The 12,042-nt window shown below is 76.4% G+C and carries 13 protein-coding genes; 7 read left to right on the top strand and 6 right to left on the bottom strand.

The features are described from left to right. Positions 1-11: 11 nt before the first annotated feature. Complete coding sequence (locus EYB28_RS02275) at positions 12-857, top strand: siderophore-interacting protein (protein WP_205710817.1); 846 nt, start codon at positions 12-14, stop codon at positions 855-857. Between the two features lie 83 nt (positions 858-940). On the opposite strand, the gene EYB28_RS02280 is transcribed toward EYB28_RS02275, so the two are convergent. Further along, positions 941-1,354 carry a MerR family transcriptional regulator gene (locus EYB28_RS02280; RefSeq protein ID WP_205710818.1) on the bottom strand — a complete coding sequence of 138 codons (414 nt, stop codon included), beginning with the start codon at positions 1,352-1,354 and terminating at the stop codon, positions 941-943. 45 nt (positions 1,355-1,399) lie between these two features. On the opposite strand from EYB28_RS02280, the gene EYB28_RS02285 reads away from it, so the two are divergent. The 4 genes from EYB28_RS02285 to EYB28_RS02300 all read left to right on the top strand — a co-directional run bounded on the left by EYB28_RS02285 (position 1,400) and on the right by EYB28_RS02300 (position 5,473). After that, entirely contained in the window at positions 1,400-2,278 is an 879-nt protein-coding gene (locus tag EYB28_RS02285; protein WP_166844486.1) for an aldo/keto reductase, read from the top strand. A gap of 29 nt (positions 2,279-2,307) precedes the next feature. Beyond that, on the top strand, positions 2,308-3,642 hold the full coding sequence (locus EYB28_RS02290; RefSeq protein ID WP_166844487.1) for a hypothetical protein: 1,335 nt from the start codon (positions 2,308-2,310) through the stop codon (positions 3,640-3,642). A gap of 65 nt (positions 3,643-3,707) precedes the next feature. Then, entirely contained in the window at positions 3,708-4,982 is a 1,275-nt protein-coding gene (locus tag EYB28_RS02295; RefSeq protein ID WP_166844489.1) for a molybdopterin-dependent oxidoreductase, read from the top strand. Then, the gene (locus EYB28_RS02300; RefSeq protein ID WP_166844491.1) at positions 4,979-5,473 is read left to right on the top strand and encodes a hypothetical protein; all 495 of its coding nucleotides are present in this window, start codon (positions 4,979-4,981) and stop codon (positions 5,471-5,473) included. The genes EYB28_RS02295 and EYB28_RS02300 overlap by 4 nt, the downstream gene beginning before the upstream one ends. Here EYB28_RS02300 and EYB28_RS02305 read toward each other — a convergent pair. The 4 genes from EYB28_RS02305 to EYB28_RS02320 all read right to left on the bottom strand — a co-directional run bounded on the left by EYB28_RS02305 (position 5,403) and on the right by EYB28_RS02320 (position 8,561). Next, a complete protein-coding gene (locus tag EYB28_RS02305) occupies positions 5,403-6,059 on the bottom strand; it encodes a bifunctional 2-polyprenyl-6-hydroxyphenol methylase/3-demethylubiquinol 3-O-methyltransferase UbiG (RefSeq protein ID WP_240930355.1) in 657 nt (218 codons plus the stop codon). The genes EYB28_RS02300 and EYB28_RS02305 overlap by 71 nt on opposite strands. Continuing rightward, entirely contained in the window at positions 6,056-6,730 is a 675-nt protein-coding gene (locus EYB28_RS02310) for a DUF2064 domain-containing protein (protein WP_166844495.1), read from the bottom strand. The genes EYB28_RS02305 and EYB28_RS02310 overlap by 4 nt, the downstream gene beginning before the upstream one ends. Next, complete coding sequence (locus tag EYB28_RS02315; protein WP_166844497.1) at positions 6,727-7,431, bottom strand: glycosyltransferase family 2 protein; 705 nt, start codon at positions 7,429-7,431, stop codon at positions 6,727-6,729. The genes EYB28_RS02310 and EYB28_RS02315 overlap by 4 nt, the downstream gene beginning before the upstream one ends. Positions 7,432-7,499: 68 nt before the next feature. Then, positions 7,500-8,561, bottom strand: coding sequence for an NAD(P)-dependent oxidoreductase (locus EYB28_RS02320; RefSeq protein ID WP_166844499.1), 1,062 nt, complete (start codon positions 8,559-8,561; stop codon positions 7,500-7,502). Between the two features lie 133 nt (positions 8,562-8,694). Here EYB28_RS02320 and EYB28_RS02325 point away from each other — a divergent pair, with 133 nt between their 5' ends. Both EYB28_RS02325 and EYB28_RS02330 read left to right on the top strand, forming a co-directional pair. Then, positions 8,695-9,510: an S-methyl-5'-thioadenosine phosphorylase gene (locus EYB28_RS02325; RefSeq protein ID WP_166844501.1), complete on the top strand. Its 816-nt coding sequence runs from the start codon at positions 8,695-8,697 to the stop codon at positions 9,508-9,510. A 255-nt stretch (positions 9,511-9,765) separates the two neighbouring features. Beyond that, the gene (locus EYB28_RS02330) at positions 9,766-11,337 is read left to right on the top strand and encodes a right-handed parallel beta-helix repeat-containing protein (RefSeq protein ID WP_205710819.1); all 1,572 of its coding nucleotides are present in this window, start codon (positions 9,766-9,768) and stop codon (positions 11,335-11,337) included. Between the two features lie 145 nt (positions 11,338-11,482). Here the strand turns inward: EYB28_RS02330 and EYB28_RS02335 are convergent, their stop codons facing one another. Then, positions 11,483-11,959 carry a hypothetical protein gene (locus EYB28_RS02335; protein WP_166844503.1) on the bottom strand — a complete coding sequence of 159 codons (477 nt, stop codon included), beginning with the start codon at positions 11,957-11,959 and terminating at the stop codon, positions 11,483-11,485. Positions 11,960-12,042: the final 83 nt, after the last annotated feature.

The following is a 12,042-nucleotide window of genomic DNA, read 5'->3' on the forward strand; positions in this document are numbered from 1 at the left end:
GTGATCGAGGGGTGTCCACTCGTCCCCGCACCCGCCTCGACCTGGTTCCTCGCCGCGTGCGCGTGCACGCCGTCCGCGAGCTCACGGGGTCGATGCGCCGCACGACGTTCCGCGACGTCGCCGGCGCCGACCCGACCGCGCCGTCCTCCCTCGCGGCCCTGCGCGCCCCCGGCCCGGAGGACCACGTCAAGGTCTTCCTGCCCGACCCCGCCACGGGGGAGCTGCACGCGCCGACGCTCGCCCCCGACGGCGGTCTGCAGCGCCCCGCGGGCGTCGTGTCGATCTCCCGCGAGGTCACCGTGCGCGCCACCCGCGTCGTGGACGGCGTGGCGGAGGTCGACGTCGACTGGGTGCTGCACGGCGACGACGGCCCGGCCTCCGCGTGGGCGTCCCGCGCGGCCGAGGGGGACGAGGTCGTCCTCGCCGGCCCGGCGGTGAGCGTCGGCGTGCCGGACAGCGTGGCGCGGCTGACCGTCGTCGTCGACGAGACGGGGCTGCCCGCCGCGGCGCGCTGGGTGGACGCCGTGCCCGGCGTCCCCGTGACGGCGATCGTCGAGATCGGCGACGACGTCGACGAGTCGTTCGTCGAGGCGGAGCTGGGGCGCGCGGACGTCGAGATCCTGTACCGCACCGACGGGCCGGGCCAGCTCGCCGAGGCCGTGCGGTCGCTCGGCGGCGTCGAGGACGGCGAGCTCGTCGTCGCGCTCGGCGAGGCCGGGGAGCTGGTGCCCGTGCGCCGCTACCTGCGCCGCGAGCTCGGCCTGCCCGCCGAGCAGGTGTCCGTCGCCGGGTACTGGCGGCGCGGCACGGTGAACCTCGACCCCGACGAGCCGCTCGACCCGAGCGACCCGGACTGACGCTGCTCGCAACTACTCTCAAAATGTGAGAGTAGGTCCGTGCATGCCTCGCAGGTCGGCAGGGCGGGCTGCGTCACCGGACGTCAGGAGCGTGCCGACAGGAGCAGAGCTGGGTCCTTGGCGACGCCGGAGGGCCGCGCGGGAGCGTCGTGCCGGGCGATGCGGGCCAGACGGTCGCGGTGCTCGGTGAGCTGCGCGAGCCGGGAGTCGATGCGGGCCAGCTCGTCGCGCAGCAACGGGTCGAGGCACGGCTCGACGTCGCCGGTCCCGCCGCACGCGCACGCGAGGACCTGTGCAATCACGGTCGTCGTCAGACCGGCGTCGAGCAGCCGACGGACGCGCGCGACGCGATCGACGTCGTCCGCGACGTAGAGGCGTTGCCCGGTCGACGACCGCGCGGGCGCGAGCAGCCCCTGCTCCTCGTAGTAGCGCAGCAGTCGAGGGCTCGTGCCCGTGGCGCGGGCGACGTCCCCGATCCGCAGTGTGACCTCCGACACGTCCGCTTGCCCCTCTCATGCGTGTGAGCACCGAGCGTCGGTGCCATGACGAACACGAACATCGACACGAACCTCCTGGTCGGCGGAGACCTTCCCGTACGACGCCTCGGACTCGGGACGATGCGCTACGCCGACCACCTCACCGCGCGGCACGGGGCGGCCGCTCCCGTCTGGGAGGCTCCCACGGACCGCGACGCCCTGCTCGGCGTGATCCGCACCGCCGTCGAGCGCGGCGTGGACCTCGTCGACACCGCTGATGCCTACGCCCTGGGCGCGGGCGAGGAGCTGGTCGCCGAGGCGCTCGCCCCGGTCGACGCTCCCGTCGTCGTCGCGACCAAGGTCGGGGTGCTGCGGCCCTCCCCGGACGCCTGGGTGCCGCTGGGCCACCCCGACTACCTGCGCCAGCAGATCGAGCTCAGCCTGCGCCGGCTGCGGCGCGAGACCATCGACCTGCTCTACCTGCACCGCGTCGACGAGCTGTACCCGATCGCCGAGCAGGTGGGCGCCCTGTCGGACGCCGTCCGGCAGGGCAAGGTGCGTCACCTCGGGCTCTCCGAGGTCTCCACGGCACAGCTCGACGCGGCCCGCGAGACCGCCCCCATCGCCGCCGTGCAGAACCTGTACAACCTCGCGGCCCGGGAGCACGACCCGGTCGTCGAACGGACGCGAGAGCTCGGGATCGCGTTCGTCCCGTTCTTCCCGATCAACTTCGACCCCGCGAGCGTCCCGGCGCTCGCGGACGTCGCCCGGGCGCACGGCGCGACGCCGCAGCAGGTCGCGCTCGCGTGGCTGCTGCACAGGGGGCCGCACGTGGTGCCGATCCCGGGGACGACGTCGGTCGCGCACCTGGCGGAGAACCTCGCCGCCCAGGACGTGGCGCTGAGCGAGGCGGAGCAGCGCCGCCTGGCGTCCTCGCCCCGCTAGCCTGGGCTGGCCACGAGCGAGGGGGTGCCGTGCCTAGTCCGTCGTCCGTCCGCCGTCCCGCGTGGGCCGCGCCCGTCGGCGTGCTCCTCGCCCTCGTCCTGGCCGTCGCCGGTCTCGCCGCCTGGGCGCGGGCGCTGCGCGGCGGCGAGGGGGTCGTGCTGCTCACGGGGGCGGAGCCGTTCGTCGGGCACTGGGACGTGCGGGCCGGCGCCGGCACCGTCGTGGCAGTCGGCGTGGCGGCGGCGGTCGTGACGTGGGGGCCGCGCCTGGCCCGCACGCTGCGCTGGCCGGCGGTGCTCGCGGCCGGTGGGGCCACCGCGCTGGCCCTCGCCGTCGCCCTCGGCGCCGCGACGTCGTGGGACGGGCTGACGACGCCGGTCCGCGGCGAGCACGAGTACCTGCCCGTCGTCCCGGGCGCCGCCGCCGACCCGGCGGGGTTCCTCGCCACGTTCGTCGAGCGCATCGACGGCTACCCGATCCACGTGCGCGGCCACCCGCCGGGCTTCGTCCTCACGCTCGCCGGGCTCGACCGTCTCGGGCTCGGCGGCCCCGGGTGGGCCACGGCGCTGATCGTCGCCGTCGGGGCGAGCGCCGTGGTCGCCGTCGCGGTCACGCTGCGCCGGCTCGGCGGCGCGGCGGGGGAGGGGACGGCTCGGCGGGCGCTCCCGGCCGTGGTGCTCGCCCCGGCCGCGCTGTGGGTCGCCACCTCCGCCGACGCCTTCTTCGCCGGGGTGCTCGCCTGGGGCGTCGCCGCCCTCGCCGTGGCGTCCACGACGGCCCGGCCGGGGGTGCGCGTGGCGGCGTCGCTCGGCGCGGGGCTGCTGCTCGGGGCCTGCCCGTTCCTGTCCTACGGCCTGCTGCACATGGGGGTCGTGGCGCTCGTCGTGCCCTGGGCGACGCGCCGGTACGCGCCGACCGTCGTCGCCGCGGTCGTCGTGCTGGCCCTGGTGCTCGCCGCCGGCGCGGGCGGCTTCTGGCTGTGGGACGGCGTCGCCGCGACGCACGAGCAGTGGAGCGCGGGCTCCGGCACCGGCCGGCCCTACCTGTACTTCCTGGTGGCGGACCTCGTGCTGCTCGGGGTGCTCGTCGGGCCGGCGGGCACCGCGGGCCTCGTGTGCGTCCGTGCCCTCGACCGGACCACGCGCGCCCTCGTCGTCGTCGCGGCCGCCTCCGCGCTGCTCGGCGCGCTCAGCGGCATCGAGCGCGGCGAGGTGGAGCGGATCTGGCTGCCGCTGGCCTGCTGGGTCGCGCCCGCCGCGGCCGTGGTCGTCGACCCGGACCGCGCCGCCGCCTGGCGCACCTGGCTCGCCGCGCAGGCCGCGGCGACCCTGCTGCTCGCCGTCGTGCTGCGCTCGCCCTGGTGACGGCGTCACGAGACCGTAAGCACTCCGGCCGCCCCCGGGACGCACCCCGTCCCTAGAGTCGAGACATGACGTCGTCCGAGGCACGCGAGGCGCCCGGCCCGCACCGGGGCCGGCCGCACCTGCCCGTGCCGCGGACCGACGACTTCCGCTCGGCCGTGCACGACCCGCGGGTGGTCGCCCGCGTGGGCGCGCTCCTCGGCACCGCCGTGCTGATCCTCTTCGCGACGGGTCTCGTGTCCCACCTGCACCAGGACCCGGTCTCCTGGTGGGCGTTCGGCCCGTCGCCCGCGTGGGCGTACCGGGTGACGCAGGGCGTGCACGTCGCCGTCGGCTTCGCGTGCGTCCCGCTGCTGCTGGCCAAGCTGTACGCCGCCTACCCGCGGCTCTTCGAGCGGCCGGCGCTGCGGGGCTGGCGGCACGCCGTCGAGCGTGGCTCCGTCGCGGTGCTCGTCGCCGCCACCACGTTCCAGATCGTCACCGGCGTCCTCAACGTGTTCCAGGTGTACCCGTGGCGGTTCAGCTTCGTCGCCGTGCACTACGCCGCGGCGTGGGTCGTCGCCGGGTCGGTCGTGGTGCACGTCGGCGTGAAGCTGCCCACGATCCTCGCGGCGCTCCGCGCGCCGCTCGCGCAGATGCGCGCCGACGACGGGTGGGGCCGGACCACCGGCGAGACCGCGGCTCCGGAGCCTGACGGCGGTGACGACCGCGCCGACGACGGCGCCACGACGCGGCGCGGGTTCCTCGCCGCCGTCGCGGCCGCCACCCTCGGCGTCGTGGCCCTCACGGTCGGCCAGACGGCGCGGCCCCTGGCGCCGCTCGCCGTCCTCGCCCCCCGCGACCCGCGCGTCGGCCCGCAGGGGCTGCCGGTCAACAAGACGGCGCGCGACGCCGGGGTGGCGGAGACGGCGGCCGACCCCGCCTGGCGGCTCGAGCTGCGCGGGCCCGACGGCACGCGGTCGCTCTCCCGCCCCGACCTGCTCGCGATGGGCCTGGCGACCGCCGTCGTCCCCATCGCCTGCGTCGAGGGCTGGAGCGCCACCGCCACGTGGGACGGCGTGCGCGTGCGCGACCTGGCCCGCCTCGTCGGCGGCACCGACGCCGAGGACGTCCGGGTCGAGAGCCTGCAGCCGGGCGGGTCGTACCGCGAGTCGCTCCTGCCCGCCGCCTACGTGGCCGCGGACGACACGCTGCTCGCCCTGCGGCTCGGCGGCGAGGACCTCGACCTCGACCACGGGTTCCCGGCGCGGGTCGTGGCGCCGAACCGTCCCGGGGTGCTGCAGACCAAGTGGGTCTCCCGCCTGACCGTCGAGCCGGCGGCGCCACAGGGCGGTGCGGCATGAGCCGGGCCGTGCCGCAGGCGCCGTCGCCCGCGGTGCGCCGGGCGCGTGCGGTGCTCGTCGTCGCCGGCGCCGGGCTCGTGGCCTTCGGTGGCTGGACCGCCTGGTCCACCGTCCCGCAGGGGCAGTGGCTGTCCGCGCTCACGTGGCTCGCGGGCGGCGTTGTCGTCCACGACGCCCTGCTCGCGCCCGTCGCCGTGTGCCTCGGCGCGCTGCTGCTGCCCCGCGTGCCCCCCGCCTGGCGCGCGCCGCTGCGTGGCGGTCTCCTCGCCGCGGGGGCGCTCGCGGTGCTCGCCGTCGCGCAGGTCGCGGGCGCCGCGGACCGCCGGCACTGGTCCGTCGTGCCGCAGGACCCGGCGGTGGCGATCACGACGGCGGTGCTCGTGATCGGCGCCGGGGTGCTGCTGGGCGTCGTGGTGGGTGTCAGGCGGCGTCGGCGCGGCGCAGCGCCACCACCGTCCGGCCGCCCAGGGTCCACTCCTCCACCGCGCTGAGCCCGGCCGCCGCAGCCAGGGCCGGCAGCCGCCGGGCGCCGGTCCGGGCCCAGGGGAGGGGGCGGCTGAGCCGGCCGTCCGCGGCCCGCAGCACCACCGGGGAGGTGTCGTCCGCGTCCGGGTCGGGGTCGGTCTCGACGAGGACGCGCCCGCCCGGCCGCAGCAGCTCGCGGCAGCGGGCCAGCAGGGCCACGGGGTCGCCGCCGATGCCGATGTTGCCGTCGGCGAGCAGCACCGTCCGCCACCGCCCCTCGCCGGGCAGGGCCCCCTCGACGGCCCGCCGCAGCACCACCGCGCCGCGGTCGCGCGCCCGGCGCACGGCGTCTCGCGAGACGTCGATCCCCAGGCAGGGCACGCCGCGTCGCGCGAGCTCGGCGGCCAGCCGGCCCGGGCCGCAGCCGACGTCGAGGACGGGGCCCACGCAGCGGTCCAGCAGCACGTCGTCCGACGGGGTGGCGGCGCCCGCCCACCGGGCGGCGTCGAGCGGCCGGTCCCCGACGCCGTCCACCGCGACCACCGGGTGGCCCTCCAGCGCCGCCTCGTAGAGGACGAGCGGGCTCAGCGCGTCCACGGGCGTCGTCGTCACGAGGCGCTCCCCGCACCGGTCGCCGTCGCGGCGTCGAGCTCCCGCCACCGGCGGGCGAACCGGGACGCCGGCGCCTGCGCGGCGACGGCCCGCGCGTCGTCGGGCCCGTCGACGTCGCGCAGCGTGGGCAGCAGCCCGACGTCGAGCCCGTGCGCGCGCAGCCGCGCCAGCTGGGCCGCGCCCGTCGTCGGCTCGGACATCGGCACCCCGACGAACAGGCCGTCGAGGAGGGCGCGGTCGCCCGAGCGCAGGCCGACGGCCCAGAACCCGCCGTCCTCGGCCATCCCCAGCACGGCGTCGTGGCCGTGCAGGTCCACGGCCGCCAGCGTGGGCGCGAGCTGTGGGGTGTCCATCCCGACCAGGAGCACCGGCCCCGGGTGGCGCCGCAGCACGTCGTCGAACGCGCCTGCCAGCCGCCGGTCCAGCCCGCCGCCGGTCTGCGGCAGGACGTCGAAGCCCGGCGGCACCCACGGCCCCGGGGCGCCGTCGAGGACCAGCACGCGGTGGACCGGCAGCGCCGCGACCGCGTCCAGGGTGTCGGCCAGCGCCGCCGCGGCGGCGTCGGCCGCGCCCTCCGGCCCGACCCGGGGCGCGAGGCGCGTCTTGACCCGGCCCGGCACCGGCTCCTTGGCCAGCACCACGACCGTGCGCGGCGGTTCGACGGGCCTCATGCCGCCAGCACCCGGGACATGTCGCGCACGGCGCGCCACGCGCCGAGCGGGGTGCCGGTCACCTTGGACCGGCCGAGCCGCGCCCGGTACGGCACGTCGACCTCGGCGACCCGCCATCCGGCGTCCGCCGCGGCGACGAGCATCTCCAGCGGGTAGCCCGACCGACGGTCCCGCAGGTCCAGGGCGAGCAGCGCCTCCCGCCGGGCGGCGCGCATCGGCCCCAGGTCGTGCACGGCCACCCCGGTGCGGCGGCGCGCCCGGCGGGCGAGCTCCTGGTTCGCGAGCCGCAGGTGCCACGGCCACGCGCCCCGCCCGGGCACGCGGCGCCCGAGGACGAGGTCGGCGTCGCCGGACAGCACCGGGGTGACGACGCGGGGCAGGTCGGCCGGGTCGAGGCTGGCGTCCGCGTCGCAGAACGCGACGACGTCCGCCGTCGCCGCCTCCAGGCCCGCGTGGCACGCCGCCCCGAATCCCCGGCGCGCGGCCGTCACGACCCGGGCCCCGTGCTCGCGCGCCACCCGCGCGGACCCGTCGGTGGACCCGTTGTCGACGACGACCGCCCGCATCCCGGCGGGCAGCCGGGGCAGGAGCCAGGCGAGCCCCTCGGCCTCGTCGAGGCACGGCAGGACGACGTCGACGGTCGGCGCGGCGTCCTGCGCCGGGGCGTCGCCGGCGGCAGTGGCGCCCGGGGTGCTGGTCACTCTTGGAGCGTATGAGCCGGGCGCCCCGCAGGCCTTCGAAACGGGCTGGTCGTGGCCTTACGGTCGGCTTACGTCCCGGTTCGTCCCACCCTGTCCGTCCCGCCCACCAGCTCGGCGAGACCGTCGTCGAGCCCCACCGCGGCGCGCCACCCGAGCACCCGGCCGGCGCGCTCGCTCGACGCCGTCACGTGCCGTACGTCGCCGGCGCGCCACTCGCCCGTCACCACGGGCTCCGGGGCCCCGAGGAGCTCCGCGACCCGGCGCGCGACCTCGCCGATCGTGCTCACCGTCCCCGAACCGACGTTGAACGCCTCCACCCGGCCGGCGCCCTGCGGCCGCTCGACGGCGGCCCGGACCGCCGCCGCGACGTCGTCGACGTGCACGAGGTCGCGCCGCTGGCCGCCGTCCTCGAAGACGCGCGGCGCCCGCCCGTGCTCCGCCTCCGAGCGGAAGATCGACGCGACGCCCGCGTACGGGGTGTCGCGCGGCATCCCCGGCCCGTACACGTTGTGGAAGCGCAGCGCGGTCGCGCTCGCCCCGGTGGCGCGGGTCCAGGCGGCCAGCAGCCGCTCGCCGTGCGCCTTGGTCGCTGCGTACACGTTGCGGGGGTCGAGGGGCGCGTCCTCCGCCACCAGGCCCGGCACCAGCACGCGCCCGCACGCGGGGCAGCGCGGGTCGAACACCCCGGCGGCGAGGTCGGCCTCCGCCCGCGGCGGCGGGTGGACGCCGCCGTGCTCGGCGCACCGGTACGCGCCCTCGCCGTAGACCACCATGGAGCTCGCGTACACGACGTGCGGGGCCTGCTCCGCCGCGGCTCGCAGCAGGACGGCGGTGCCGAGGTCGTTCGAGGCGACGTAGTCGTCGATGTCGTCGATCCCCACCCCGAGGCCCACCTTGGCCGCGAGGTGCACGACGGCGTCCGCGTCCGCGAGCGCGTCGCGCACGGCCGCGGCGTCGCGCACGTCCGCGCGGACCAGCGGGACGCCGGCGGGCAGGTCGGGGGCGGCCCGGTCGCCGTGCACGTCGGCGCGCAGCGAGTCGAGGACGACGACGTCGTGCCCGGCGGCGGTGAGGGTGCGGACCGTGGCGGTGCCGATGAAGCCCGCCCCGCCCGTGACGAGGATGCGCATGCGTCCAGCATCCCCGAGGCGCGCGGTCCGGGCGGCTCCGGACGGCCCGGAGGATGTGACGATCTGCTGACGTCGCGGCCCGGTGGCCGCGCGGCCCGTCGCCGCCGCCCCGCCGCGGTCTACCGTGGCGGACGTGACCGACTCCAGCACCGCCCCCGTGGGCATCCTCGGCGGCTCCGGCCTGTACCGCCTGCTCGACGACCCCGAGCCCGCCGGAGTGGCCACGCCGTTCGGCGAGCCGTCCGAGGTGCCCAGTCGCGGCACGTTCGGCGGCCGGCCGGTCGTGTTCCTGCCCCGGCACGGCGCCGACCACCGGTACCCGCCGCACCGCGTCCCGTACCGAGCGAACCTGTGGGCGCTGCGCGCGCTCGGCGTGCGGCAGGTGATCTCGGCGTCCGCCGTCGGCGGCCTGCGGCCCGAGCTGGCGACGGGCACCGTCGTCGTGCCGGACCAGGTGGTCGACCGCACCTGGGGGCGCGAGCACACCGTCTACGACGACGTCGGCGCGGTGGTGCACGTGCCGTTCGCCGACCCGTACTGTCCGCGGGGTCGTGCCGTCGCCGTCGACGCCGCACGCTCCGGCCCGTTGCCCGCCGTCGACGGCGGCACCATGGTCGTCATCCAGGGGCCGCGGTTCTCCACCCGCGCCGAGTCCGTCCGCAACGCGGAGCAGGGCGGCAGCGTCGTCGGGATGACGGGGATGCCGGAGGCGGCGATCGCCCGCGAGCTCGCGCTCTGCTACACCACGCTCGCGCTGGTGACCGACGCGGACGCCGGGGTGGAGGGCGGCGAGTCCGTCACCCACGCGGCCGTCCTGGAGGCGTTCGCCCGCAACGTCGTCTCCCTGAGCGGCGTGCTGCGCGACGTCGTCGCCGGGCTGCCGGACGACGACGGGTGCTCCTGTCGCCGCGTCCTGGACGGGTTCGACCTGCCGTTCGATCTGCCCTGACCTGCCCTGGCCCGCACCGGGCCGGGCGGCCCGGCCCTGTGCGTCACCCCAGGTCACCCCGTGACCACCCCCGGGACGTCGGGGAGTCCGCCAACCCGGCCAGGGCCTTGCGAAAGCGCTTACCTGACTGGTTGAATCGATCCATTCGCGCTCCGGGCCAGGCTGCCCGGCGAGCGAACGGCCACCTCGACGACGAGGAGGAAGAGGGACCGCGCGACGCCCTGTCGACATGCCCAGTTCAAAGGAGAACGCCCTGTGAAGACCACCCCACGCACTGCTCTCGCCGGCGCCTGCGCCGCAGCACTCCTGCTTCCCGCGATCGCCGCCCATGCGGCCCCGGACGCGACGCCGCACGGCCCCGCGACGTCCGGCTCCGCGCTGTCCGTCCTGGACGCGCTGCACCCGGCGCCGGCGCCGGGCGCGCACACCTACGTCGTCGCGCCCGACGGCAGCGACGACGGCCCGGGCACCATGGCGGCACCGTTCAGGACGCTGATGAGGGCGCAGGAGGCGGCGTCCGCGGGCGACGTCGTCTACCTGCGCGGCGGCGTCTACGACAGCTTCGAGGTCCCTGAGACCGACAACCCGTTCGAGGACGTCTACCACTACGTCAACGACATATCCAAGAGCGGCATCACCTATGCCGCCTACCCCGGGGACCCGCGCCCCGTCTTCGACTTCAGCTCCGTGCCCACCGACCAGCGTGTGGCCGCGTTCTACATCGACACGGAGGTCACGGACGTCAATTTCGTCGGGTTCGACGTGACGGGCGTCAAGGTCGGCGACCAGAAGCAGTCCGAGGCGTTCCGCATCGCCGGCGGCGCCAACTTCGTCGACATGAAGGCCTACGGCAACGAGGCCACCGGGTTCTACTACACGATCGACGGCACCGGGGTCGTGCTGAACAGCGACTCCTACGACAACGTCGCCCCGACCGCCCGGGCGGCCGGCAACTCCGACGGCTTCGGCGGGCACGCGAACGACGTCTGGTTCATCAACGACCGCGCCTGGAACAACAGCGACGACGGCTTCGACAGCATCAGCTCGTCCGGCCGCGTGGCCCACATCAACGACTGGTCGTTCGGCCACCACGGCAACCAGGACGGCGTCGGCGACAAGAACGGCTTCAAGGTCGGCGGCTACGCGTACCGGACCACCGGCCTGCCGGACCCGATCCCGGTGCACACCGTGGTCAACAGCCTGTCCGTGGACAACGGCGGCAACAACTTCTACGCCAACCACCAGCCCGGGCAGGCCGCCTCCTGGATCAACAACACGGCGTCCGACCCCGGCTACGGCGCGAACTTCAACATGCTCGAGCGCGTCAGCCCCACCAGCCCCGAGAACGTCGCCGGCTTCCGGGAGGTGCTGCACGGCAACCTCGCGTACTCCGGGCCCCTGACGTCGAACGACGACACCCCCGCCGAGGACGAGACCGGCAACTCGTGGACCGTCGACGGCGGTCTCCCGCTGGCCGACGACGACTTCGTCAGCCTCGACACGGAGCAGCTGACCGCGCCGCGCCGGGCGGACGGCGGTCTGCCCGACGTCGACCTCCTGAAGCCGGTCGCCGGCTCGGCCGCCGAGGCGAACGGGCTGGGCTACCTCGCCGACGACGGCGACGTGCGCGCGACGCTGACCAAGCTCGTGGACACGTTCGTGCGGTCCGGCGACGTCGACGCGCAGGGCCGGGCCCGTCTGCTCGGCGCGCTCCGCGGCGAGGACCTGAGCGGCTTCACCAGCGCGCTCGAGACGCAGCAGGGTCCGCACGTGAGCCAGTACGCGCGCACCACGCTGCTTCTCGCCGCGGTCGGTCTGCAGTACTGAGCCGCCTCTCGGACCGGTATCACCGGCCCGGCAGCCCGACGGCCCCCCACCACCCGGTGAGGGGCCGTCGGCCCTGAGCTGCACCTGCGCCTCAAGAGCAGGGCTGTCGACCCGCCTGAGTCTGCGGCTGCGCTGCACCTCCCCCTCAGGCGGCGGCGCTCTCCGTCTCGCCGCGCAGCGCGTCGATCTGCTCCTGCAGCCGCGACAGCAGGTCCGCGACCTCGTCGATCCCGTCCTCGCGTGCCTGCGCGGTGACGAACCGGACCTCGGCGGACGCGGCCTCGAGCGCGACCTGCGCGTCGTTCAACGACTCGACCGCGCCGTCCCGGGAGTCGGACGCCCGCACCAGGGCACCCCGTGCCTCGTCGGTCGCGGCCTGCGCGGAGGCGACGGCGGACGTCACCGCGGCCTGCAGCCCGTCGGGGACGCTGGCGACCTGGTTCTCCAGGCGTTGCAGATCACCCTCGATGGCCCTGGCCTGGTTCTGCGCGTCGGCGATGTACTGCTCGACCTCCGCGGGGGGAGCGGAACAGGCGCCGAGCATCATCGCCACGGCGAGCAGGCTCACCGCGGCCAGACGTGTCGTCCTGCCCCTCGTCGAAATCGTCGTCGCTGACGTCATGACCATGATTCTGCCCCGTCAACCTGAACGTTCCCCGGCAACGACGTGGAGATCTTGAACACAGCCGGTGCACCGTACCGGAT

Source organism: Isoptericola sp. BMS4 (assembly GCF_011634835.1).
Taxonomy (GTDB): Bacteria; Actinomycetota; Actinomycetes; order Actinomycetales; family Cellulomonadaceae; genus Isoptericola.